Origin of the sequence: Rhodoferax lacus (genome assembly GCF_003415675.1) — a bacterium.
Lineage (GTDB): Bacteria > Pseudomonadota > Gammaproteobacteria > Burkholderiales > Burkholderiaceae_C > Allorhodoferax > Allorhodoferax lacus.
Genome location: NZ_QFZK01000009.1, coordinates 76,939 through 100,955, shown reverse-complemented (window position 1 = coordinate 100,955; position 24,017 = coordinate 76,939). Strand labels below are relative to the sequence as shown.

The 24,017-nt window shown below is 61.5% G+C and carries 23 protein-coding genes and 1 riboswitch; of the genes, 7 read left to right on the top strand and 16 right to left on the bottom strand.

What is annotated here, in order from left to right; genetic code table 11:
- Window positions 1-12 precede the first annotated feature (12 nt).
- From DIC66_RS14560 to ahcY, 3 genes are read right to left on the bottom strand one after another with little or no spacing between them, the layout of a single operon-like run.
- Window positions 13-891 carry a methylenetetrahydrofolate reductase gene (locus DIC66_RS14560; RefSeq protein ID WP_117178451.1) on the bottom strand — a complete coding sequence of 293 codons (879 nt, stop codon included), beginning with the start codon at window positions 889-891 and terminating at the stop codon, window positions 13-15.
- 46 nt (window positions 892-937) lie between these two features.
- Complete coding sequence (locus tag DIC66_RS14555; RefSeq protein WP_117178449.1) at window positions 938-1,828, bottom strand: TlyA family RNA methyltransferase; 891 nt, start codon at window positions 1,826-1,828, stop codon at window positions 938-940.
- Between the two features lie 52 nt (window positions 1,829-1,880).
- Window positions 1,881-3,335, bottom strand: coding sequence for an adenosylhomocysteinase (gene ahcY / locus DIC66_RS14550; protein WP_117178447.1), 1,455 nt, complete (start codon window positions 3,333-3,335; stop codon window positions 1,881-1,883).
- Between the two features lie 74 nt (window positions 3,336-3,409).
- A riboswitch (S-adenosyl-L-homocysteine riboswitch) is annotated at window positions 3,410-3,499 on the bottom strand.
- 149 nt (window positions 3,500-3,648) lie between these two features.
- Between ahcY and DIC66_RS14545 the strand changes: the two genes are divergently transcribed.
- Complete coding sequence (locus DIC66_RS14545; RefSeq protein WP_117178445.1) at window positions 3,649-4,704, top strand: DUF535 family protein; 1,056 nt, start codon at window positions 3,649-3,651, stop codon at window positions 4,702-4,704.
- A 16-nt stretch (window positions 4,705-4,720) separates the two neighbouring features.
- Here DIC66_RS14545 and DIC66_RS14540 read toward each other — a convergent pair whose 3' ends face one another.
- On the bottom strand, window positions 4,721-5,734 hold the full coding sequence (locus tag DIC66_RS14540) for a substrate-binding domain-containing protein (protein WP_117178443.1): 1,014 nt from the start codon (window positions 5,732-5,734) through the stop codon (window positions 4,721-4,723).
- Window positions 5,735-5,752: 18 nt separating this feature from the next.
- Window positions 5,753-7,408, bottom strand: coding sequence for an alpha-glucosidase family protein (locus DIC66_RS14535; RefSeq protein ID WP_117178441.1), 1,656 nt, complete (start codon window positions 7,406-7,408; stop codon window positions 5,753-5,755).
- An 80-nt stretch (window positions 7,409-7,488) separates the two neighbouring features.
- Between DIC66_RS14535 and DIC66_RS14530 the strand changes: the two genes are divergently transcribed.
- Window positions 7,489-8,847 carry a GH1 family beta-glucosidase gene (locus tag DIC66_RS14530; RefSeq protein ID WP_199534755.1) on the top strand — a complete coding sequence of 453 codons (1,359 nt, stop codon included), beginning with the start codon at window positions 7,489-7,491 and terminating at the stop codon, window positions 8,845-8,847.
- Between the two features lie 19 nt (window positions 8,848-8,866).
- Here DIC66_RS14530 and DIC66_RS14525 read toward each other — a convergent pair whose 3' ends face one another.
- The 5 genes from DIC66_RS14525 to malQ form a co-directional block, all read right to left on the bottom strand.
- A complete protein-coding gene (locus tag DIC66_RS14525) occupies window positions 8,867-10,045 on the bottom strand; it encodes a carbohydrate ABC transporter permease (protein ID WP_117178437.1) in 1,179 nt (392 codons plus the stop codon).
- Window positions 10,042-11,046, bottom strand: a complete 1,005-nt coding sequence (locus tag DIC66_RS14520; RefSeq protein ID WP_117178435.1) for a carbohydrate ABC transporter permease — start codon at window positions 11,044-11,046, stop codon at window positions 10,042-10,044. Before DIC66_RS14520 ends, DIC66_RS14525 begins: the two co-directional genes overlap by 4 nt.
- Before the next feature lie 40 nt (window positions 11,047-11,086).
- Window positions 11,087-12,391 (bottom strand): ABC transporter substrate-binding protein, encoded by a 1,305-nt coding sequence (locus DIC66_RS14515; RefSeq protein WP_117178433.1) that lies wholly within the window; start codon window positions 12,389-12,391, stop codon window positions 11,087-11,089.
- Window positions 12,392-12,445: 54 nt separating this feature from the next.
- The gene (locus DIC66_RS14510) at window positions 12,446-13,447 is read right to left on the bottom strand and encodes an ABC transporter ATP-binding protein (RefSeq protein WP_117178431.1); all 1,002 of its coding nucleotides are present in this window, start codon (window positions 13,445-13,447) and stop codon (window positions 12,446-12,448) included.
- A 94-nt stretch (window positions 13,448-13,541) separates the two neighbouring features.
- Window positions 13,542-15,062: a 4-alpha-glucanotransferase gene (gene malQ / locus DIC66_RS14505; RefSeq protein ID WP_338052498.1), complete on the bottom strand. Its 1,521-nt coding sequence runs from the start codon at window positions 15,060-15,062 to the stop codon at window positions 13,542-13,544.
- Between the two features lie 128 nt (window positions 15,063-15,190).
- Between malQ and DIC66_RS14500 the strand changes: the two genes are divergently transcribed.
- The 3 genes from DIC66_RS14500 to DIC66_RS14490 are packed head-to-tail and all read left to right on the top strand — an operon-like array spanning window position 15,191 to window position 18,845.
- The gene (locus DIC66_RS14500; protein ID WP_117178429.1) at window positions 15,191-16,822 is read left to right on the top strand and encodes a peptide chain release factor 3; all 1,632 of its coding nucleotides are present in this window, start codon (window positions 15,191-15,193) and stop codon (window positions 16,820-16,822) included.
- 23 nt (window positions 16,823-16,845) lie between these two features.
- On the top strand, window positions 16,846-17,658 hold the full coding sequence (locus DIC66_RS14495) for an HAD family hydrolase (RefSeq protein WP_117178552.1): 813 nt from the start codon (window positions 16,846-16,848) through the stop codon (window positions 17,656-17,658).
- The gene (locus DIC66_RS14490; RefSeq protein WP_117178427.1) at window positions 17,655-18,845 is read left to right on the top strand and encodes an MFS transporter; all 1,191 of its coding nucleotides are present in this window, start codon (window positions 17,655-17,657) and stop codon (window positions 18,843-18,845) included. The genes DIC66_RS14495 and DIC66_RS14490 overlap by 4 nt, the downstream gene beginning before the upstream one ends.
- Window positions 18,846-18,898: 53 nt before the next feature.
- Here the strand turns inward: DIC66_RS14490 and DIC66_RS23125 are convergent, their stop codons facing one another.
- The 5 genes from DIC66_RS23125 to DIC66_RS23760 all read right to left on the bottom strand — a co-directional run bounded on the left by DIC66_RS23125 (window position 18,899) and on the right by DIC66_RS23760 (window position 21,116).
- Window positions 18,899-19,036 carry a hypothetical protein gene (locus DIC66_RS23125; RefSeq protein WP_158558915.1) on the bottom strand — a complete coding sequence of 46 codons (138 nt, stop codon included), beginning with the start codon at window positions 19,034-19,036 and terminating at the stop codon, window positions 18,899-18,901.
- Between the two features lie 29 nt (window positions 19,037-19,065).
- Window positions 19,066-19,743, bottom strand: a complete 678-nt coding sequence (locus tag DIC66_RS14485) for a VOC family protein (protein ID WP_117178425.1) — start codon at window positions 19,741-19,743, stop codon at window positions 19,066-19,068.
- 98 nt (window positions 19,744-19,841) lie between these two features.
- Window positions 19,842-20,237 carry an iron chaperone gene (locus DIC66_RS14480; protein WP_117178423.1) on the bottom strand — a complete coding sequence of 132 codons (396 nt, stop codon included), beginning with the start codon at window positions 20,235-20,237 and terminating at the stop codon, window positions 19,842-19,844.
- A 107-nt stretch (window positions 20,238-20,344) separates the two neighbouring features.
- Window positions 20,345-20,620: a hypothetical protein gene (locus DIC66_RS14475; RefSeq protein WP_147321325.1), complete on the bottom strand. Its 276-nt coding sequence runs from the start codon at window positions 20,618-20,620 to the stop codon at window positions 20,345-20,347.
- 85 nt (window positions 20,621-20,705) lie between these two features.
- Window positions 20,706-21,116: a GFA family protein gene (locus DIC66_RS23760; protein ID WP_117178419.1), complete on the bottom strand. Its 411-nt coding sequence runs from the start codon at window positions 21,114-21,116 to the stop codon at window positions 20,706-20,708.
- A gap of 461 nt (window positions 21,117-21,577) precedes the next feature.
- On the opposite strand from DIC66_RS23760, the gene DIC66_RS14465 reads away from it, so the two are divergent.
- Window positions 21,578-22,408 (top strand): phage integrase N-terminal SAM-like domain-containing protein, encoded by an 831-nt coding sequence (locus tag DIC66_RS14465; RefSeq protein WP_117178417.1) that lies wholly within the window; start codon window positions 21,578-21,580, stop codon window positions 22,406-22,408.
- 29 nt (window positions 22,409-22,437) lie between these two features.
- On the top strand, window positions 22,438-23,529 hold the full coding sequence (locus DIC66_RS14460; protein WP_117178415.1) for a PA0069 family radical SAM protein: 1,092 nt from the start codon (window positions 22,438-22,440) through the stop codon (window positions 23,527-23,529).
- Here the strand turns inward: DIC66_RS14460 and DIC66_RS14455 are convergent.
- Window positions 23,526-24,011, bottom strand: coding sequence for a glycine-rich domain-containing protein (locus tag DIC66_RS14455; RefSeq protein WP_199534754.1), 486 nt, complete (start codon window positions 24,009-24,011; stop codon window positions 23,526-23,528). The two genes, DIC66_RS14460 and DIC66_RS14455, sit on opposite strands and share 4 nt — an antisense overlap.
- Between the last annotated feature and the right edge of the window lie 6 nt (window positions 24,012-24,017).

Here is a 24,017-nt window from a genome sequence, read left to right as displayed (position 1 = left end):
GCTTGGCAGTGATCAAGCCGCTGCCTGAAGCACCCTGGGCTGCGCCACGGGCGTCAAACCCAGACAAGAACACAGCGCCAGCACCGGCGCACTCTGGTTCATGGTGTAGAAGTGCAGCGCAGGCGCCCCGCCTTTGAGCAAGCGCTCGCACAAATCCGTCACCACCTCCATGCCGAACGCCTTGATGGACGCGGTGTCCTCGCCAAAGCTTTGCAGCCGCAGACGAATCCAGCGCGGAATCTCGGTGCCACAGCTATCTGAGAAGCGCATCAGCTGGGTGGAGTTGGTGATCGGCATGATGCCGGGGATGATGGGAATTTCCACGCCCATGGCCACCACGTCGTCACGGAAGCGGAAGTAGGCATCGGCGTTGAAGAAGTACTGCGTGATGGCCGAGTTGGCGCCGGCATGGGCCTTGGTGGCAAAGGCTTCCAGGTCTGCCGCCGGGGACTTGGCCTGTGGGTGCACTTCCGGGTAGGCCGCCACTTCCACCGAGAAATAGTCGCCGGTTTCCTCGCGGATAAAGCGCACCAGGTCGCTGCCAAACTTGAAGTCGCCGCCCACGCCATAACCGCTGGGCAAGTCGCCGCGCAAGGCCACGATGCGCTTCACACCCATGGCCTTGAGTTGGGCCAGTTGCTCGGCAATCGAGGCCTTGGTGGCGCCAATGCAAGACAGATGGGATGCCGCAGCTGTTCCTTCGGCAACCATTTCGCGCAGGGTGGCAAAGGTGCCTTCCTGCGTGGTGCCACCGGCTCCGAAGGTCACCGAGCAGAACTCGGGCTGCAGTACCGAAAGATCTTTGCGGATGCCGACCATTTTGGCGGCCACATCCGGATTCTTGGCCGGGAAAAACTCCAGGCTCAGGGGGACACGCTTGGCATTAGACATGCTTTTTTCTCCTACCTCACTGCGCAGCGCCGGGCTACGCAGGCATTTACTGCGCCGGTTTGCTGGCGCAAATAAAGAACTCGCGGTTGCCGTCGCCGCCTTCAATGGGCGAGTCGAACCACGCGGTAACTGTCAGCCCCAGAGCGGCACATGCTTCGCGCAAACGCTGCTCCACGACGACGTAAAACTCCGGATCTTTGACAATGCCGCCCTTGCCGACTTGGCCGGGCTGCAGTTCAAACTGGGGTTTCACCAAAGTCAGCAGGGTGCCACCCGCCTTGAGCAAGGGCACCACCGCTGGCAGCACCAGGGTCTGGGAAATAAAGGACAGGTCGGCCACGATCAGATCAAACGCCGGCACAAAGTCGGATTCGGCTTGCGCCTGGGCCGCTTCGTTTTCGTCGCCGTTGTCGTTGTCGTTGTCGCTTGCGTCTTCGTCGTCGTAAGCATCATCGCCATCGACTTCAAATGGGCCGTCCTCGCCCGTGCTGTCCTCGTAGGCCTGAATCAGGTCTTCTGCGGTCAGCGCACGCGCATTCACTTTTTCCACACACAGCACCCGCGGATCGGAGCGCAGCATGGGGTGCAACTGCGCGCTCCCCACATCCACACCCACCACGGACTTGGCACCGGCCTGCAACAGGCAGTCGGTAAACCCACCGGTCGATTGACCCACATCCAGACAGGCAAAGCCTTCAACGGACAGACCCACCTGCTTGAGGGCGGCTTCGAGCTTGAGCCCGCCGCGCGACACGTAGCGCGCCTCGGAGTCATCGAGCAGCCGCACCTCGGCCGATTCCGGCACCTCGTCGCCATTTTTGGCAACGCGCCGCCAGGTCTCGCCCTGCGCCCATTCGACGCCGTCGGCAATCAGCCTTTGCGCCTGTGAACGGGTGTTGGCAAGCCCCCGCTGAACCAGCAGTTGATCAATTCGCATCGTTTTACCTGTGTGACACCCCGCGCCTTCCGCAGGCGCTTCGGGGGTGTGTTCAATACCGGTAGGTATCTTTCTTGTATGGGCCGGCTTTGCTCACGCCGATGTAGGCGGCTTGCTCGTCGGTCAGTTCAGACAACATGGCGCCAACCTTCTTGAGGTGCAGGCGTGCCACTTTTTCGTCCAAGTGCTTGGGCAGCACATAGACCTTGCCAGCCTTGTAGTCCTTGGGCTTGGTGAACAGCTCGATCTGGGCGATGGTCTGGTTGGCAAAGCTCGACGACATGACAAAGCTGGGGTGGCCAGTGCCGCAACCCAGGTTCACCAGACGGCCCTTGGCCAGCAAGATGATGCGCTTTTCGGGCTTGGCGTTCTTGCCCTTGGTGGCCGGGAAAATCACGTGGTCCACTTGGGGCTTGATCTCGTCCCACTTCAGCTTTTCCAGCGAAGCGACGTCGATTTCGTTATCGAAGTGGCCGATGTTGCAGACGATGGCCTGGTCCTTCATGGCCGCCATGTGCTTGTAGGTGATGACATTCTTGTTGCCAGTGGCGGACACAAAAATGTCGGCCTTGTCGGCGGCGTATTCCATGGTCACAACCTTGTAGCCTTCCATCGCGGCCTGCAGGGCGTTGATGGGGTCCACTTCGGTCACCCAGACTTGGGCAGAGAGTGCACGCAGGGCTTGGGCCGAGCCCTTGCCCACATCGCCGTACCCGGCCACCAGAGCCACCTTGCCGGCAATCATCACGTCAGTGGCGCGCTTGATGGCGTCCACCAGGGATTCGCGGCAACCGTACAGGTTGTCGAACTTGCTCTTGGTCACCGAGTCATTCACGTTGATGGCGCGGAAGGCCAGCGTGCCCTTCTCGGACATTTCGTTCAGGCGCAGCACGCCGGTGGTGGTTTCTTCGGTCACGCCGATGATGGCCTTCAGGCGGCGGCTGTACCAGGTGGGGTCCACCTTGAGCTTGGCCTTGATACTGTTGAAGAGGCAGATCTCTTCTTCGCTGCCGGGCTTGGCCAGCAGCTTGATGTCTTTTTCGGCGCGGGCACCCAGGTGCATCAGGAGCGTGGCGTCGCCGCCGTCGTCCAGAATCATGTTGGGGCCTTCGGTCTTGCTGCCCTTGGGTCCGAATTCAAAGATGCGGTGGGTGAAGTCCCAGTATTCGGCCAGCGTCTCGCCCTTGTGGGCAAACACGGGTGTACCCTGCGCTACCAGCGCGGCAGCGGCGTGGTCTTGGGTAGAGAAGATGTTGCACGATGCCCAGCGCACTTCAGCGCCCAGGGCTTGCAGGGTTTCGACCAGCACGCCAGTCTGGATGGTCATGTGCAGCGAGCCGGTGATGCGTGCGCCCTTGAGCGGCTGCGCCTTGGCGAACTCTTCACGGATGGCCATCAGGCCGGGCATCTCGGTCTCGGCAATCGTCAGTTCCTTGCGTCCCCAGGGGGCCAGGCTCAGGTCGGCGATTTTGTAGTCTTCGGTCTTGGCAAATTTCAGCACGCTCATGTTTCACTCCAAAAGTAAATTTGAAAGCCACAAACAGGTGCGGGGAACTTTGAATGGGCTCACCCGACACATGCAGTGGGTGAGCGCCGTTGGTGCGGTGGATCGGGTGAGCCACCGGGTCCGAGCCTCGTTCACGGGTGTGAACTGCAACGCTCCTCGGATGGGTGATTATAGGGAGTCCTCAGCACCACCAGACAACACGTTCTGAATATTTGTATTTTTGTCAAATACTCAACACATACAAGGGTTTCCACCGAGCCACTGGTCCGAAGCCTGGGCAATTGCAGGTAAAGTCAAACTGAAATCCGCTGTCATGCAAAAAACTTACCTCGCACTTCTTCAAGCCACCAAAGACCTGTATCGCGGGGGGCACTGGGGAAACCCGAAGTTGTTTGCACAATTGTGGCTGCAGGGATTTATTGATTTTCGAAGTGTTTCGACAATCTACAGCGATGCGCCGTACGGCAACATCAGCAAGATTCTGACTGATGAGCCCCATTTCCTGGGTATGTTGGTCTGGCCTCTGGTGGATGCACGGTGGACTCCCAAACAGCGTTTGCAGCATGTCATCCTGCATTACCGCGAAGCGCACAATTTAGGCGAACTGCTGCAGATCGGCCCCCGACAAATCAAATCCATACTCAAACTGGATGCGCTTTGTGAATCATTGGAAGTGTGCCTGGAAAACCAACCCTGGTTTGGCCGCGAGGGTCAATGCACCATGAGTCTGTTCTATGCGGGTGAACGCGTGTATTCGGTCGCTTTTCTGCTGTCTGAGGAAAATGGCAAGCGCAGTGTTTATATAGGGGCGGTGCAAGGCGTCAAACAAACGGATAGTGACGATACCTACAAGCTGTTGACCAAAGCCGCTCACGGCATGCGTCCGCGCGATCTTTGCATTGCGCTGTTCCTTGTACTGTGCGAAGCGATGCAAGCAAAGACGATCGCCGCCGTACAAGAGCGCAACCGCCAACACCAACACCCCTACTTTGATGCCAAGCAGCGGGCAGCGATATTTGCCAATTACGACGACATCTGGACAGAAAATGGTGCAACCCTTGGCGCTGATGGCCACTTCATGCTGGAGCCAGGTGTACGCAGGAAGGATTTGACGGAAGTTCCATCCAAGAAGAGATCCATGTATCGAAAGCGCGAGCTCTTTCTGGAAGAGTGCCAGCTAGCTTTGAACACTTTGGTGAAGTCCGGTCTGTATCCGGTCTCTGGCCAGGAATGCGACATACCCTGCGAGGAGGCAGCGGATTTGCAGCACCGAGCAGCATTCCGTTACTCCACCAAACGATGGGCTAAGCGAGTCAAACCTGCCTTGTGGGGCTCCTGGCTGTGGAGCTTTCCAGCCATTTTTATGTAAGCGCCTGGCTAACCGATCAGGCCGCTGGGCCTGTCGTCTGCCCCACCACCAACTCCGGCTGCCTGAGCATCTGAAACGGCCCTGCAGCGGGCTCACGCAGCACCTGCAACACCATGTCCGCCATGGTCACACCCGTGCTATGGGCCGTGGGCTGGGTCACCATGGTCGCGTCCAACCCCGCCAGCAGCGAGTCAGCGGGAATCACGCCGTGCACCACCACCGAAATGTCTTTACCCAGCCTCAGACCCCGGTCCATCAAGCCGCGCATGACGCCAATGCCGCCCAGGTTGTTGTCCACCACAATGGCGGTGGGCGGCTGGTTCAGTGCCATCAGCGCCTGCACTGCCTCACGGCCACTGCGGCGGTCCACGGCGGGTCCGGCCAGACAGGCCGGGTCGAAGGACAACCCGGCCTCCTGCAACCCTGCCAGAAAGCCGCGATGCCTCTGCCAGGCAAAGTTCAGCAGCAGCGGCGAGTGCACATAGGCGATGCGCCTGTGCCCCAGGGCCGCGAGGTGCCGCACTGCCAGCCTGCTCCCCGCATCGTTGTCAAAATCAAACCAGGAGTAGCCGCTGCAATTCCCCGTGCGCCCATAGGCCAGGAAGGGATAGCCTTTTTCCAGCAAATAGTTGACCCTGGCGTCTTCCACCCGCGTGTTGGGCAGCACCACCGCATCCACCCGACCGCCACGGAACAGGCGGTCATAGATGTCCAGGTCCATCTCATCACTGGCCACCGCCAGCATCAGGTCAAAGTGTTCAGAGTGCAGGCGCTCGGACAAGCCCCCCGCCATGTCCAGGAACTGGGGGTTGCCCAGGTTCTCCACGGCCGCCGAATACACGATGCCAATAGCCTCGGTGCTGCCGCGCACCAGACGGCGCGCCCCTGCGTTGGCACGGTAACCCAGGGCCTTGGCGGCAGCCTCCACGCGCAACCTGGTCTGTTCATTGACATCCTGGTAACCATTCAAGGCACGACTCACCGTGGACGTGGACAGCCCCAGTTCTTTGGCGAGCGCTTTGATGTTCATGGATGTTTGTGAAGTGGGTCAGGTCAGCCGTGCAAACAGTCCGCCCCAAGGGGCCAGGTCCACACAGTCGGCCAAGAGAGTAGCACCAGTCAAGCCACTATCCGTCAAGTGCTGCGCCACCTTGCAGTCGGACGGCAAGTCATAGTGCGCAAGCTGGTCACTGAAGTTGAATACGCACAGCACGCGCGCGCCTTCCGTCGCACGCACAAAGGCAAACACCTGCGCATGCACCGGCAGCAGCTGCATCTCGCCCTGCAGCAATGCTGGTTGTGTTTTGCGCCAGTGCAGCAGGTGGCGGTAATACTGCAGGAGTGAGGCCGGGGCCGCCGCCTGCGCATCCACGGCCAACTGGCGATGGGTTTCGGCCACCGGCAGCCAGGGCTTGGCGTGTGCCTTGCCCGCAGGCGCAAAGCCCAGATCGGGCGCACCTTGCACCCAGGGCATGGGCGTGCGGCAACCGTCACGTCCCTTGAACTCGGGCCACATGGTGATGCCATAGGGGTCCTGCAGGTCTTCGTAGGCAATGGCCACCTCGGGCAGGCCCAACTCGTCGCCCTGGTAAATACAGGGGGAACCGCGCAGGCTGAGCTGCATAGCTGCTGCCAACTTCAATAGGGCGGCATCGGGCTGGGCGCCGCCCCAGCGCGTGGCAAAGCGCGGCACGTCGTGGTTAGACAGGGCCCAGCAGGGCCAACCGCCCTCGGAGATGCTTTGAAAGCGGCTGAGGAAACGGTGCAAAAAGCCCGCGGAATGCTCTGCGCCCAACAAGTCAAAGCAATAGGCCATGTGCAGCTTGTCACCACCGCGCGTGTACTCGGCCAGGCGGGCCAGGCCGTCGTCGTCACCGATCTCGCCGACCATGGTGGTGTTGGGGTACTGGTCCACCAGAGACCGCAGCTTGCGCAGGAAGTCCAGGTTCTCCGGTTGGCTCTTGTCGTGCTTGTGCCACTGCCAGCCGTAGGGGTTGACCGCGTTGACTGCCGGGTCTTCGCTGGTGGGCCGGCCGCGCGGCGGGTTGTCGCGCAGCTGGGCGTCATGCACATAGAAGTTGACGGTATCCAGCCGGTAGCCGTCCACCCCCAAATCCAGCCAGAACTTCACCGTATCCAGCAAGGCGGCCTGCACCTCGGGATTGTGAAAATTCAGGTCCGGCTGGCTGGTCAGGAAGTTGTGCATGTAGTACTGGCAGCGGCGCGTATCCCACTGCCAGGCGCTGCCGCCAAAAATAGAAAGCCAGTTGTTGGGCGGGTTGCCGTCATCCTTGGCATCGGCCCAGATGTACCAGTCGGCCTTGGGGTTGTCTTTGCTGGCGCGGCTTTCCACAAACCAGGGGTGCTGGTCGGCGCTGTGCGACAGCACCTGGTCAATCATCACCTTCAGGCCCAGGGCATGGGCACGGTCCACCAGGGCCTTGAAGTCGGCCAGGGTGCCGAACATCGGGTCCACATCGCAGTAGTCGCTGATGTCGTAACCAAAGTCCTTCATCGGGCTCTTGAAGAAGGGCGAGAGCCAGATGCCATCCACACCCAGGCTGGCCACGTAATCCAGATGGGCGGTGATGCCGGGCAAATCACCAATGCCGTCGCCATTGCTGTCGGCAAAGCTGCGCGGGTAGATCTGGTAGATCACGCCACCACGCCACCAGTTGTCGTTAGGAGCTTTTTGAATCTGCATTGCTGTACCTATGAATAATGAGTCTATTGGTAAAGGAAATCGCCGGACAATGGAGCCCGCAACTTGTAAGGATGAATCGCATGCACGCTTTGGACCCGCTTTTGTCGCCTGCCCGTTTTGAATGGGGCTGCGCCACCTCGTCTTTCCAGATCGAAGGGGCGAGCACTGCCGATGGCAAAGTGCCCAGCATCTGGGACACGTTCTGCGCGCAAAGCGGGCGCATTCTGGACGGCAGCAATGGCGATGTGGCCTGTGACCATTACCACCGCTTTGCTGACGATGTGAAGCTCATCGCCGACCTGGGCTTCAAGCACTACCGCTTTTCCATCGCCTGGCCGCGCATCACCACCGTGGACCACAAGGCCAACCTGGCGGGCATCGACTTTTACAAGCGCCTGCTGGATGCGCTGGACGCGCACGGCATCACGCCCAACGCCACCCTGTTTCACTGGGACCTGCCTGCGCATCTGGAAGGCGGCTGGCTGAACCGCGACACCGCCTACCGCTTTGCCGATTACGCCGAGCTGGTGGCCCGCCATCTGGGCGACCGCCTGCCGCGCGTGGCCACACTCAACGAACCCTGGTGCTCGGCCTTCCTGGGCCATGACCTGGGTGTGTTTGCCCCGGGCGGGCAGAACCGCGCAGAGTCCCTGGTAGCCGCCCACCACCTGATGCTGGCCCACGGCTTGGGCATGCAGGCCTGGCGCACGGTGCAACCCAACACCCTGTTGGGCATCGTGCTCAACCCGGAGCTGTGTGACCCCGCCACCGACCGGCCCGAGGATGTGGCCGCTGCGCGCCTGGCCGAGCTGGAGCGCAACGACAGCTTTTTGAACCCGCTGTTTGGCCGTGAGTGGCCGCAGGAACTGCTGGAGCAAATCGGAGATCTGGGCAGCCTGCGCCGCGAAGGCGATCTGGCGATTTGCGCCCAGCCGATGGACTTCATGGGATTGAATTACTACACGCGCTCGATTGCCAAAGCACAAGACATGGCCCCCAGCCCTGGCTCCGCCAAGCACCGCGACGCCGAGCGCGGCTACACTTTTGTGCCACCCCAAAAACCCAAACGCCTGACCGACATAGGCTGGGAAATCTACCCCGAGGGTTTGACCCGCGTGGTGCAGAACCTGCAGGCCCAGTGGCCCCTGCCGCCCTTGTGGATTACCGAGAATGGCGCGGCCGACAACACCGGTGTGGCGCGTGGCGCCGTGGATGACGGCATGCGCTGCGACTACCTGGAGGCCCATTTCGAGCAGGTGGCCCATCTGATCCGCAGCGGTGCCGACATTCGTGGCTACTACGTCTGGAGCCTGATGGACAACTTTGAATGGGCGCATGGTTACAGCCAGCGTTTTGGCATCGTGCATGTTGATTTTCAAACCCAAAAACGGACTCCCAAGCGCAGTGCTTTGATGCTACAGCGCCTGTTGCGGGCCTAAGCCGGGGCGCGGCATTTTTTCAGCCGCCCTTGACCGACCCCGACAACAGGCCACGCACAAAAAAGCGCTGCAATGAAAAGAACACCAGCACCGGCACGGCAATCGACACAAAGGCGCTGGCAGTGAGGATTTCCCAGCTCTCGCCGCGCGAGCCCAGCAAGTCGTTGAGTTTGATGGTCAGCACAATGTGCTCTGGCGCCTTGCCCAAAAAGACCAGGGCCACCAGGAAGTCGTTCCACACCCACAAAAACTGGAAGATGGCAAAGCTGGCCAAGGCCGGGAAGGACAGCGGCAGCACGATGCTGGTGAATATCTGGTAGTGCGAGGCGCCGTCCATGCGCGCACTCTCGATGATGTCGCGCGGCAGCGCGGCAATGTAGTTGCGCAGCAGGTAAATGGCCAGCGGCAGGCCAAAAGCCGAGTGCGCCAGCCACACCCCCAGAAAGGACTTGGACTCCACGCCAAAGGCCTCCCCCAACTGGTTGTACAAACGCAGCAGCGGAATCAGCGACATCTGCAGCGGCACCACCAGCAGGCCCACCACAACAATGAACAGCCACTTGCGCCCGGGAAACTCCATCCAGCTGAAGGCATAGGCGGCAAAGGCGGCTATCAGGATGGGGATGAAAGTGGCCGGGATGGTGACCTGGAAGGTGTTCAAGAAGGCCTGACCCACGCCCTCGGAAGCCACCACTTTGGAATAGTTGTTGGTACTGAAGGTGGGTGGTGTTTCGGCCACATAGAAAATGCGCACGCCCTTGTCTTTGTCATACGGCGCACTCAGCTCCAGGCGGTAGGTGCTGTCGGCGTTGACGGTGAGCGAGCCATCGGGCTTGCCGTCTTCCTCGTCAAAGATCTGTCCATCGGCCACCTCCATGCGGGCGCCCACTTCAAACTGGTCTGGCTTGGAGGACTGCAGGGAAAAGTTCTTGAGGCGCACCTGGGCGGCCTCGGCAAACAGGCGCCCGGTGATCACGTACTTGTCGCCGTCCTGCACCACGCTTTGGCTGCCACCGGTGCGCCGCATGTCGGCACGCGTCTGGGTGGAGAGCGCCGTCCACCAGCCGCTGGAGACCAGCTGCTCTTTTTCGCGGAAGCTCGATACCAATAGGCCAAAGGTCGGTACGACCCAGGTGGCCACAATCAGCAGCAGGAGCAGTTGCGCCAGCAGGCTGGGCAGGGAGAAATACTTTTTCATCGCTGGGCCTCTTCGGTGCGAAAGCGTCGGATATTGAATGCCATCACCGGCACCACGGCAAACATCAGCACCATGGCCAGGGTGGAGCTGCGGCCGTAGTCGCCACCGCCTCTAAACATCCAGTCGTACATCAGGTTGGCCAGCACGCTGGTGTCCCACTGGCCGCCGGTCATGGCCATCACCACGTCAAACACCTTGAGCACGGTGATGGTGATGGTGGTCCACACCACCAGGATGGTGGACATGACTTGAGGCACCATGATCTCGAAAAAGATCTGCAGCTCGGAAGCGCCGTCAATGCGCGCAGCCTCAATCGTGTCCTGTGGCACGCCGCGCAGTGCAGCCGACAGAATCACCATGGCAAAGCCGGTCTGTATCCAGACCAGAATGGCCATCAAAAAGAAATTGTTCCAAAAGGGAATCGTCACCCAAGCCTGCGGCTTCCGACCCAAGCCCATCACCATGGCGTTGAGCAGGCCGATCTGCTCGGAGTCCGGGCCTTTGAAGTCAAACACAAACTTCCAGATCACGCTGGCGCCCACAAAGCTGATGGCCATGGGCATGAACACCATGGACTTGGCAAAGTGCCCCCACCACACGCGGTCGGCCAGCACAGCCACGATCAGGCCAAAGGCCGTGGCCGTGGCCGGCACCACCAGCAGCCACATGAAATTGTTGCGAATGGTGATTAGAAAATTCTGGTCGGTAAACACCCACGTGTAGTTGGACAGTCCCACAAAGGTCTCACCCGTGGCATCGAAGAAGCTCAGGCGAAACGTCTCAAACAGCGGATAAAAAAGGTAGACGCCCAGCAGCAGCATCGCAGGCGCCAAAAACAGCCAAGGCCGAATGCCCGACTTGATGCCTTCCTTGCGGTTTTTGCTGCCCGAGGAGGCATCCACCAGCTTGTCGAGCAGCAGGTTGGAGCCCGCAAAGTACAGCAGGCAAAACGCGATGCTGACCACCACGGCGGTAATGGTTTGAATCAGTGCTTCATTCATGGTGGTCAGCTCGCGTTGTTGCTCAGGGCTTCAGGCCTGCTTACTTGATGGCGTCCCAGCTCTTCTGGATTTCATCAGCCACATCCTTGGCAGACGCGCCGCCGGAGTAATTGACCATGCCCTTCCAGAAGCTGCCCGCACCCACGGCGCCGGGCATCAGGTCGGAGCCGTCAAAGCGGAAGGTGGTGGCACCCAGCAGAATTTCGCCCTGCTTTTTGAGCGCAGGCGTCTTGTACTTGGCCAGGTCCACACCCTTGTGCGGCGTCAGGAAGCCGCCCTCGGCCATCCAGATTTCATGCGCTTGGGGGTGCTGCAGGTACTCCATGAAAGCGCGCGCGCCCTTGCTGTCCTTGGTGATGGTCAGGATGGTGCCGCCGCCCAGAACCGGGTTGCCCAGCTTCTTGCCGGCAAACGAGGGGAAGTAGAAGAAGTCTGCATCGCTGGCCTTGCCGTCAGGGAAGAAGGCGGGGATGAAGCTGGCCTGGCGGTGCATATAGCACTTGGGTGGCGAGCCAAACATGCCCTTGGGGCTGTCCTTGAAGCTCACGGTGGCCACGGCCTTGGCGCCGCCGTCCACATAGGCGTCGTTCTTGGCAAACCAGCCGTAGGCCTCGATGGCCTCGATCACCCGCTTGTCGTTGAACTTGATGGTGTTGTTGACCCAGCCGTCATACACCTCGGGGGTCTGGGTGCGCAGCATCATGTCTTCCACCCAGTCGGTGGCGGGCCAGCCGGTGGCAGCGTCACTCCCAAGGCCGATACACCAGGGCTTGGCACCGCCGTCAGCGGCCATTTTCTTGGTCAGGGCCTGCAGGTCTTCCATGGTCTTGGGCACTTTGTAGCCCTTTTCCTTGAAGTTCTCGGGGATGTACCAGACCAGGCTCTTCACGTTGACGTTGTAGAACATGCCATAGAACTCTTCCTTGCCGGCCTTGTTCTTGTAGGTACCCAGATCGGCCCAGGAACTGCCTGCAGCGTAGTTCTTCTTGACCCAGTCCTGCGCCTTGGGGCCCAGGGGTGTCAGGCCGCCAATGGCAGCCATGTTGGCGGCCAGGCCGGGCTGTGGAAACACCGAGATATTGGTGGGCGAGCCGGCCTTGATGTCGATGACGATTTGCTGCTCCGAGCTCTGCGAGCAGGAGTGCTTGACAGTGGCACCGGTGGCCTTCTCGAAATTGTCGATCACCTTCTGGAACATGCCCTCTTCGGCGCCGGTCCAGGGGCAGGTGATGCTGACCACCTCGCCCTTGAGGTTGGGGCCCTTGTAGTCGGCCGCCACGGAAGGGGTGGCCAGAGCCCCCAGAGCCAGCAAGGTGCCAGCAGCAATTACATTTTTATTGAACATACACGTCGTCTCCTAAAAATACTTGGCGGCCTATTCCGCAAAGCAAACCAAAAATCAGATGCTCTTGCCGTCCGCGTTGAAGCGGTACAGGTGCTCGGGCGCAAATGCCAGCTCGATGGTGTTGCCGGGCTCCAGGGGCAGCGTGCCCTCCATGCGTGCGGTAATCTCGCCCATGGCGCCGGCATTCACATAGGCAAAGGTCTCATTGCCCAGCTTCTCAGAATGCCTGAGCGTGCCCTGCAGGGGGCCACCGGCCTGTACCCTGAGGTTTTCGGGCCGCAGGCCCACGGTGGTGGCGCCGCGCTGCGCAGCAAAGTCGCCGGTGATGAAGTTCATCTGCGGCGAGCCGATGAAGCCGGCCACAAACAGGCTGGCAGGCTTGTTGTAAAGGTCCAGCGGACGGCCCACCTGCTCTACCCGGCCCTTGTTGAGCACCACAATCTTGTCCGCGAGCGTCATGGCCTCGACCTGGTCGTGCGTCACATAAATCATGGTGGCGCCCAGGGACCGGTGCAGCGTGGCCAGTTCCACCCGCATCTTGGTGCGCAGGGCTGCATCCAGGTTGGAGAGTGGCTCGTCAAACAAAAACACCTTGGGGTTGCGTACGATGGCTCGGCCAATGGCCACGCGCTGGCGCTGCCCGCCAGACAGCGCCTTGGGCAGGCGCTGCAGGTACTCGCCGAGTTGCAGAATCTCGGCGGCCGCGTTGACGCGCTTGGCAATCTCTTCCTTGGGCACCTTGGCAATCTTGAGCGCGAAAGCCATGTTGTCAAACACGGTTTTGTGCGGGTAGAGCGCATAGCTCTGGAACACCATGGCCACGCCGCGGTCGCTTGGCGGCAGGTCGTTGACAGATTCACCACCAATGGTGAGGGTGCCGCCCGAGATTTCTTCCAGCCCGGCAATCATGCGCAGCAGGGTGGTCTTGCCGCAGCCCGAGGGGCCGACAAACACGGTGAACTCACCCGGCTCGATGTCGAGGTCCACGCCATGGATGACGTGCACTTTGCCGTAGCTTTTCTGGATTCCGCGCAAACGAACGTCAGACTGACTCATGGGGAAGGCTCCTGGTTGGGAAACCAGACAGCGGCTTCCAAAAACGTTTTTGATTATCGGCAAAAACGTTTTTGGAATCTAGTTGGTGCTTTCCCTAGGTCGGCAAGCCTGCCCGCTCAAACCCTGTGCGCCCACTCACCGCCGTGATGCGTGCCAGACGCTCGGCATGCTCCGGCCTCACCCAGTCCCACCGAAACCGCCAGGTCCAGGCGCCCATGCTGCCCGGCGTGTTCATGCGGTGGTAGCCATCCAGCCCCAGCACATCCTGCAACTGGCACAGTGCCAGGTTGGCCACCGACAGGGCACAGGCGCGGATCATGGCCCAGTGCACCTCGTGCCCATCGGTGCCCAGATACGCCGAGGCAAAGGCGCGCTCATGCGGGCTGCAGCACACCCACCAGCCCACGGCCATGTCGTTGTCATGGGTTCCGCAATACACCACCGTGTTGGCCACGTAGTTGTGCGGCAGATGGCCGCTGCCGGCATCTTCCGAAAAGGCAAACTGCAACACCCGCATGCCGGGAAAGCCAGTGCGCAGGCGCAGGGCATCCACCTCGGGCGTGATCAGCCCCAGGTCTTCGGCAATGATGGGCAGCCGGCCCAGGGCGCGCTCCACCGCCTCAAACAGGGCATAGCCCGGGCCCTGGGTCCAGCGGCCGTGGATGGCGGTGGGCTCGGTCACCGGGATTTCCCAGCAGGCCTCAAAACCCCGGAAGTGGTCGATGCGGATGACATTGGCCATCTGCAGCTGGCGGCGTATGCGCTCCACCCACCACTGGTAGCCGTCTGCGGCCATGGCGTCCCAGTTGTACAGGGGGTTGCCCCAGCGCTGGCCTTCCACGGCAAAGTAGTCCGGCGGCACACCAGCCACCACCGTGGGTTGGCCCTCAGAATCCAGCAGGTACAGGTCCGGGCGCGCCCAGCAGTCGCAGGAATGGTGGGCAATAAAGATGGGCAGGTCCCCCACCAGATAAATGCCCTTGCCGTTGGCATAGGCCTTGAGCGCCTGCAGTTGCCCATCAAACTGCCACTGCACAAAGGCCCAGAAGGCGATTTCCTGCGCGTGCGTGCTGCGGGCTTGGGCCATGGCAGTTGCCTCCCGTTGGGCCAGGGCCTGGGGCCACTGCGTCCACAGGTCGGTGCCATAGGCGTCGTCCAGGGCCATGAACAGCGCATAGTCCGGCAGCCAGGCACGGTTGTCGGCCTGCCAGGTCTGAAAGCTCTCGCGCTCTGTCGCCTCGGCCTTCTCCTGAAAGCCCGCAAAAGCCTCGCGCAGCCGCGCCATGCGCCAGGGCAGCACGTCATCAAAGCGCACATGCTCGGCAACAAAGGCGTTGTGCAGGGACGCGGCAGCCAGCCAGCCCCGCTTCACCAGCGGCTCGAAGGCCACCAGAAACGGATTGCCCGCCATGGCCGAGCGCCCCATGTACGGCGAGTTGGCCAGGCCGATGGGGCCCAGGGGCAAGGTCTGCCAAAGCGTCTGCCCGGCCGCGTGCAGCCAGTCCACAAAGTAATAGGCGTCGGGGCCCAGGTCGCCACTGCCGTGCGGGCCGGGCAAGCTGGTGGGGTGCAGCACCACACCGGCGCTGCGTTGGGTCATCAATTCGGTGTTCAAGAGCGGTTCCTTTGAGGCGGGGGCGCACGCAAGAATAGCGCCATTCCAACCCCGGCCCAGCGCAAGGCCGCCTCAAGTTGGGCAACCGGTAAAATTCGTCCTATTGCTCCCTTTGATCTGGATCCCCTTTGTCATTCGCCAACGAAACCCGCCGTCGCCGCACCTTTGCCATCATTTCCCACCCGGACGCGGGCAAGACCACGCTGACCGAAAAGCTCTTGCTGTTCTCCGGCGCGATCCAGATCGCCGGTTCGGTCAAGGCGCGCAAGGCTACGCGCCATGCCACCTCCGACTGGATGGAGATCGAAAAGCAGCGTGGCATCTCGGTGGCCTCCAGCGTGATGCAGATGGTCTACCGCGACCACGTCATCAACCTGCTGGACACGCCCGGCCACAAGGACTTCAGCGAAGACACCTACCGCGTGCTGACTGCCGTGGACTCGGCCCTGATGGTGATTGACGCGGCCAACGGTGTGGAGGCACAGACGCGCCGCCTGATCGAGGTCTGCCGCCAGCGCGACACGCCCATCATCACCTTCGTCAACAAGATGGACCGCGAGGTGCGCGAGCCTCTGGACATCCTGGACGAGATCGAGCGCGAGCTGGGCATGCCCTGCGTGCCCATGACCTGGCCGGTGGGCCAAGGAAAGGGCTTTGGCGGCATCATCAACCTGCGCACCAAGGCCATGACAGTTTTCGAGAGCGGCAGCGAACGCCGCCCGCAAGATTTCGATACCGTGCCGCTGAACGACGCAGCCTCCCTGGCCCAGCGCTTTGGTAACGAATGGACCACGGCCATTGACAGCATGGAGCTGGCTGTGGGCGCCTCCCCCGCCTGGGACCATGCGGCCTTCTTGGCGGGCAAGCAGACGCCGGTGTTCTTTGGCTCCGGTGTGAACAACTTTGGTGTGATGGAAGTGCTGGACGCCCTGGTGGACCTGGCCCCGGCGCCGCAGAGCCGCACCAGCACCACGGTGGTCAACCGCCAGCCCGTGGTGCGCGAGGTGCAGCCCGAGGACGACGCCTTCAGTGGCGTGGTGTTCAAGGTGCAGGCCAATATGGATGCCAACCACCGCGACCGCATTGCCTTTGTGCGCATGGCCTCGGGCAAGTACACGCCGGGCATGAAGCTAAAAGTCATGCGCACGGCCAAGGAGCTGCGCCCCACTTCTGTTGTGACCTTCATGAGCCAGCGCCGCGAAGCCGTGGAAGAGGCTTATGCTGGCGACATCGTGGGCTTTACCACCCACGGCGGCGTGCAGCTGGGCGACACCATCACCGACGGCTCGGTCAACCTGATGTACACCGGCCTGCCCTTCTTCGCGCCCGAGATGTTCATGACCGTGATCCTGAAAAACCCGCTGCGCACCAAGCAGCTGCAGCAGGGCCTGGCCCAGCTGGGTGAGGAAGGCGCCATCCAGGTCTTCAAACCCGAGATGGGCGGCAACATGCTGCTGGGCGCCGTGGGCCAGCTGCAGTTTGAAGTGGTGCAGCACCGCCTCAAGGGCGAGTACGACGCCGACATCCGCCTGGAAGGCAGCCAGTACACGGGTGCGCGCTGGATCACCGCCGACACGCCCAAAGAGCTGCAGGAGTTCATCAACGCCTACCCGCAGCGCATGGCCAAGGACGCGGCCGACACCCTGGCGTACCTGTGCACCAGCCCCTATGACGTGCGCCTGGCGCAGGAGCGCTTTCCCAAAATTCACTTCCATCCGCTGCGCGAGCACGCCGGTCTGGCGCTGCAGTCGGCGGGCTGATGGGGGTGCAGGCTGCGCGCGCCATGCTGCCCCTAGGCGACTGGCCGCTGGCTGCGCGCCAGGGCGTGACAGGCGTGTTCACCGACATCGATGACACGCTCACCACCCATGGAGCCATCACGCCCGACGCCCTGCAGGCCCTGGCGGATTTGAAGGCGGCCGGGTTGCAGGTGATTGCCATCACCGGGCGCCCGATTGGCTGGTGCGAGCGGCTGGCCAAGGGCGATGCCGCCAGCGGTTTGCAACCCCTGCCCGTGGATGCCGTGGTGGCCGAAAACGGCGCCGTGGCCTGGGTGGGCCCGCACACCAACCGCCACAAGATGTACCAGCAGGAAGCGCCTGTGCGTGCCCGCAACCGCGCCCGCATGCGTGCGGTGGGCGAGCGCGTGCTGCGCGAGGTACCCGGCGCCCAGATCACCCGCGACAGCGATGGCCGCGAAACCGACCTGGCCTTTGACGCGGCCGAGTTTGCAGACCTGAGCGCTGTGCAGATTGCACAAATCGTGGCCATCCTGCAGGCCGAGGGCATGCACACCACGGTCAGCAGCATCCACATTCACGGCTGCTTCGGCCTCTTCAACAAATGGCGGGGCGCCTGCTGGATTGCCCTGCAACTGCTGGGCCGCAGGCTGGATGCCGAGCTGGAGCGCTGGGTCTTTGTGGGCGACTCCGGTAACGACGTGGCGATGTTCGAGCAATTCACCCACAGCGTGGGCGTGGCCAACATCGCGCGCGTAGCGGCGGGGCTGTCGCACCTGCCGCGCTACATCGCGCCCTCGGAGCGCGGCGCCGGCTTTGCCGAGATGGCCGCAGCCCTGCTGGCGGCGCGGGCATGAGCACAACGTCGGCAGCTGCCGCCCCCACCGGTGCGCGCCTGGGTCTGGCGGCCATTTTTGGCTCCACCTTCTTCGGTCTGGTGGGCTACTTCATTCTGTCGCCACTACTGCTCCTGCGCCTCAAGGGCGCCGATGTCAGCAGCACCCTGGCCGGTCTGTTTGTGGCCACCGGCTGGCTGGGCATTTTTTTGATGACGCCGTTTGCCTCCAGCGTGGCCCACCGGCTGGGACGCAGGCCGTGCATGTGGCTGTCATCGGTGGTGCTGTTGCTGTGCGCTGTGCTGTATGCCCTCACATCTGAGCTGGCCCTGTGGTTTGCGCTCAACCTGGCCTCGGGCATTGCCATGTCCCTGCGCTGGGTGCTGGCCGAGGCGCTGATTGCCGAGTTCTGCCCGCCCGCGCAGCGCGGCCGTTTTGTGGGCATCTTCCAGACCATGGTCAGCGCCACCTTCATCATCGGCCCGGCCGCGCTGGTCTGGCTGGGCGCAGCCAACCCGGTAACGCTGTGGGTGGTGATTGGCTTCAACGTGCTGGGCCTGCTGTGGACCCTGCTGATCCCCCCGGTGCCCGAGGCCACGGATGCGGGTAGCGCGCGTGTCGGCCTGCACGGCCTGGTGTCTGCGGTGGTGGCCCACCCCATCATCATGCTGGCGGGTTTTGTGGGCGGCTTCTTTGAGACCGGCGTCACATCCATCCTGCCGCTCTATGGCCTGGCGCTCGGCCTGAGTGCTTCGGCCGCCGCCGTGCTGGTGTCCATCAGCGGGCTGGGCGGCGTGGTGCTGATGGTGCCCGCCGGCATGCTGGCCGACCGCTTCAGCGACCAGATCCGCGGCCGCCACACGCTGATGGTGTGGTCGGCGCTTGCCATGCTGCTGGCCACGCTGGCCCTGCCATGGGTGGCAGCACAACCCGTCCTGGCCTGGCCGATTGTGTTTGTGTGGGGCGGCGCCGGTGGCACGCTGTACATGATGGCCATGACCGACATCGGCTCGCGTGAAAAAGGCATCACCCTGGTCAACAGCACTGCCGTGCTGGTGCTGACCTACACCCTGGGCGGCCTGAGTGCCTCCGGCGTGTCCGGCGCGCTGATTGACTGGTCGCCCGGCATTGCCTTTCCTGCGGTGCTGGTGCTGGTGGCTGCGGTGGGCCTGGCGGCTTTGTGGCGGGCCAGGGGGCGGGTGCTTTAGAGGTGTGAGCGCGCTATGCGGGATGCGCAGAAAGCCTGATCCCACGCTCTTGGTCACTCTGGTTTTTTGCAGGCTTCCAACTCAATGCCCATGGTGCGGAGCATAGAAATGCCACTGCCCGCAAGCTGGCAACTGGGTTTTCCCCGTATGGCATCTGCGACGTCCTGGACCAACACGGCCAGTTGTTTCATGTCACACCTTGTCCATGAGGGACTGCAGATCACCCCTGAACAACGTCGCCGGGTCTGCCTTGCAGAGTGAGTGCGAGCGAGGGAAAGTGCAGGTGAATGGCGTTTGGCGACTCGAACTCAACCACCAGTTCTGGCCTGGGTGAATGGTGAACGCGCACCAGGCCGCAGTCTCTCGCCGCACGCAGGGGCGCAGAGAGCGTGTCGCCATCCGCCAGGCCAACCGACACTGAGCGCATGGCGCCCAGCGGCAACCGATGCGCTCTGGGTTGCGGGGCGGCAGCGACGGCTGGCTGAGGCCAGCCAAGAGCAACGAGCTCCGGCTCGGACAACGCCGCTCCTTGGGCAAAGTGGATCCGCTTGCCCTGGGGCAGGTATCCCGGCTCGTAAGCCCACGACGCAAAGGGCAAAGGATATTCGACCACTGATTGCGATGCGAAGCAGATGCCGAACGGATTGGCCGTCTCGCCGCGTTGGGACCAACGCTGCCAAAGACGCGTCGGTCCGGTCAGCGCAGATGTCGCCTCGTGTTCGTCGTGCACCCACAGAAACTCCAGGAACCCGTGCGCAAAGAAGAATCGACGGTTTGACGTGCCTTGGCCAGGATGGACGTTTCGGCTGCCCTCGACAAAACCTGCATCGAGCAGCGCCTGCGCTTCCGGGGCGCCAACGGCTGTGCAGATGAAAATGTGATCTAGGCAGAGAGTCATTGGGGTCGGTTAAGCATGAACATGCGGAGCGCTTGAAGGTCGTAGGCAGGAAATCGTCCCCTCGTTGGGTGGTTTGGGTAACGTTCTGCTCTGCGCACTCAAGACTTGGTTCTTGTACGTTTGGTCTGTTCTTTCGCCAGATTTTGCTTCAAGCGCAGCGCAGTGATGCGTGCGATGAGATCGTAGGGAATCGGTTGGGCGAAGGGAAACCGGAGATTCCCTTTCTCTCCCGCGTACGGCGCAATGGCCTTCGCTATTTCAGGGTCACCACTGACGGGCGGATACAAGCCGATGTGACTCTTGAAGGCAGCAAAGTACACCAGCACCCCGGCTTGCTTGAGCGCGGGCATTCTGTAGCTGATGACTTCTTGCGCCTCGGGCGCGGCGGCGCGGACAACCTGGCGCACCCGCCGAAGAATACTCTGGACCTCTGGCGGGAAGGCCTCGATGTACTCATCTATGGTCGCCGGAACCGCCGCTGTACCTGTTTTCATGGGCGATCAGCCTTTCGCTAGGTGGAAGGGCAACGTTTAACCGACGGAGTTCAGCCGCAAGCGCACGCGCGCGCAGTGCGCTGTAGCGCATCAGCTGAAACGAATGGTTAGGAGGCCTGTTGCTCATGGGAACGGAATGCCTTCTCGGAGTAACGCCAAACCAACAAGCCCCAAGGAATGCCACCCAGGGCAAAGAGCACGATTGCAACGGGGACTTGAATTGCTGGATTGGGCATCGATCCGCGCAACCACATGAGGAGCGACCAGGAGATGCCGGTTATCAGCCCCCAGAGACAAACACCGTGGATCAGAACGAAGCGGCGCTGACCATGGGCTCTTGTGACAGCCCATCGTTGCATGCGTTTCTCTTTCGATGGAAACATTTGGCCTCCTACCGTTAAGGTGAGGCGCGCGCTGCTTTTCGCGCGTCCCGCTCGACTGATGGGTTAGGCCAGTTGCCGTAAATACTCATGGCGTATAACCCAAAGATGGCGGGCCTTCTGGGTATTGAGGCAGGTTATCTGCAATTATTAGCCACGGTTGCTTTGAAGATATCCAAAAATGCATGTCAGGTTTGAATAGTGACGGCTCGTCGAGGCTACCGGCTGTTAAGCCGATGACTCCAGCAGAAACACGCCGCGAGAAAATGCTTGAACCGCAATGCGAACAAAAACCGCGCTCAAGAGTTTCTGAAGAGTGAAATGTGCTGATTGGGCCAGAGATAGAAACATGCTCGATGCGCATGAGCACGCGAGCATTGAAAGCAGCGCCGATAACTTTTTGACAAGCCCTGCAGTGACATACCCTCTGGTTCAAAGGATCAGAGGTCGTTTCGTAACGCACGGCACCACATAGACAGCCGCCACGGAATAAAGTCATTCAGAAAGCCTCTTTCTACAACAGCCTAACGATGAAGCTCAGCGGAAGCCGAAGGCAGTCCGATGCAGCGGCCTGTTAAGCCTCGCGCTATTTGAGAACACGGTAGCCAAATAGACAAAATGCCACTCCAACGGCAAACGTTAGAAAACCGCCAACGAATCTTCCTGCAAGATCGCCGAACAGTTCCCGATATAGCAAGGCTAAGCCACAAATCGCCTTGCAGCCACTCCCGGCAGACTCCGACGACCATCCCGCAAGAATTCCTGCACCAGACAGGATGCCAGCGCAGCCCAGCGCCAATGCAAACCAACCAACAAACTTCGCCTCGCGCTGCATTTGATGCTCAACTTTGATGTAGCCCGCAAATCACCGGATACCTCCGGCGCGCAGTCGGATAACACGTTCGCAAAGAATCCAAAAAATCTTTTGACATCATGTACTTACCTTCATAGACTGTATGAATGTACAGGTATAACAGATCTGACAAAGTCGACAGGCCTGCGCTGGCTTCAACGCGGCTGCTGGACCAGGTGCGCGAGCGCATCCGGTATTTGCACTATAGCCTCAAGACAGAAAAAGCGTACCTCTACTGGGCACGTTTCTTCGTACTGTGGTCTGCCAAAACAGGAGGCATGCGGCACCCGCGTGACATGGGTGGCGCGGAGGTAGAGGCATTTTTGACCATGCTGGCCAATGAGCGCCAGGTGTCGCCCGCCACCCACCGGCAAGCCCTCAACGCCTTGCTGTTTCTTTACCGCGAAGTGCTGGGTCTTGATTTGCCCTGGATGAACCAGATTGGCCGCCCTCCTGAGAGAAAACGCATTCCGGTGGTGTTTTCCACTGCCGAGGTGCAGCAGGTTTTGTCCTTGATCCCTAGCGCTGAAGGCACATTGGCACGCTTGCTCTATGGCACTGGCATGCGTTTGTCCGAAGGTCTGTCTCTGCGTGTGAAAGATGTGGACTTTGACCGCCATGTAGTCGTCGTGCGCAGTGGCAAGGGTGACAAGGACAGGGTGGTCATGCTGCCGCGCTCTCTGGAGCCGACCCTGCGCGCGCAGCTGGCCCAGGCCAGGGCATTGTGGGCAACAGACCGGGCACATGGGCACGAGGGTGTCTACCTGCCCCACGCACTGGAAGCCAAGTACCCGCGTACCGGGGAAAGCTGGGCTTGCGCTTCGGCGAGCATTGCCAAGCACGCAACGGTGCATACCTTGCGGCATTCCTTTTCCACCCATTTGGTCGCAGCAGGTGGCGCCATCAGTCCGCTGGACGCGTTGCAGTTGGTGGAATAGATCAGGCGCTGGACAGGCACCGAACGGGTATGCACACCATCCACTTCCACAAAGGCCGCGGCACCGGCTCTAATGTTGGCTCACGCTTTGACGCGTTCACGCGCGAGGCACTGGCGCCGGAACAACAGGATTGGCCGGGGGACGATACCGATGGCGGCGATGAACCGGCCCGGCCCAAGACGGTATTGGTGCAGCGCCTGGCGCGCAGCATCATCAGCCGCAACCAGTCGCCTGACATCGGCTTTGAGCAAAGCATCAACCCCTACCAGGGCTGCGAGCATGGCTGCGTTTATTGCTATGCCCGGCCCACGCATTCCTACCTGGGCCTGTCGCCGGGGCTGGACTTTGAGACGCAGATTTTCGCCAAGACCAATGCCGCTGCCTTGTTGCGTGCCGAGCTGGCCAAGCCTTCTTACACACCGGCCCTGATCGTGCTGGGCGCCAACACCGACCCGTACCAGCCCATTGAGCGCAAGCTGGGCCTTACGCGCGCGGTGCTGGAGGTGCTGGCCGAGTGCCAGGTGCCGGTGGGCATCATCACCAAGAATGCGCTGGTCACGCGCGACCTGGACATTCTGGGCCCCATGGCGGCCAAGGGTCTGGTGCATGTGTGCATCTCGCTGACCACGCTGGACCCTGCGCTTGCACGCAAGCTCGACCCGCGCGCCAGCGCACCCGCCAGCCGCCTGCAGGCCATGCAGACGCTGGCGCAGGCTGGCATTCCGGTGGCAGTGTTTGCCTCGCCCATGATTCCAGCCATCAACGATACCGAGCTGGAAAAAATTCTGCAGGCCGCAGCCCTGGCCGGTGCCCGCTATGCGAGCTATGTGCTGCTGCGCCTGCCGCTGGAGGTGCGCGACCTGTTTGTGCAATGGCTGGAGCAGCACTTTCCATTGCGTGCTGCGCACGTGATGCACCGGGTGCAGGAGATGCGTGGCGGCCGGGACTACGACCCCCACTTCGCTACCCGCATGAAAGGCCAGGGCCTGTTTGCCGAGCTGCTGGCCAGGCGTTTTCAGATTGCGCTCAAACGCTATGGTTTGCAGAAGTTGCCCCAGGCGGTGGACCTGTCGCAGTTTCGGCCGCCGCAAGTGAACGCCGCGCAAAGCGATCTGTTTTAGTCGCCTCCGCAGCCCCCACCACCGCAGCCGTCTGATCCGCCACCACCGTCGGCATCGCTGCCCGAATGGCCGGCGTCGGAACCATGGCCCGACGCGTCACCAAAGCCGTCCGTGCTGCCATCGAAGGAATTGTCTGAAAAGTCCCCACCGCAATACACCGTTGCGGCATCGCTGCCCCGCTCTGCGAGTCTGCGCACGGTGCTGCAATCCGCAACATAGTGGAAGCCGCCCGCGATCTGCAGCTTGGTGTCCAGCGCGAAGAGCAGGGGCAAGCGGGTGGCGTTGCGGGGGTTGATGTTTTCTTCCTTGCAGGTGTACCACCAACAACGGCGCAGGCCGGTGTTGCTATGGCGGTTGCTCTTGAGCGCTGCACTGGGCACGTGGTGCAAAAACCGCCCAAAGGCCTGCTTGCAAAACGCATCATAGCTGCGGGTGTTCAGAATGAACGCATGCCAAAGGTCATCCACCACTTGGGAGGGCATGGACAC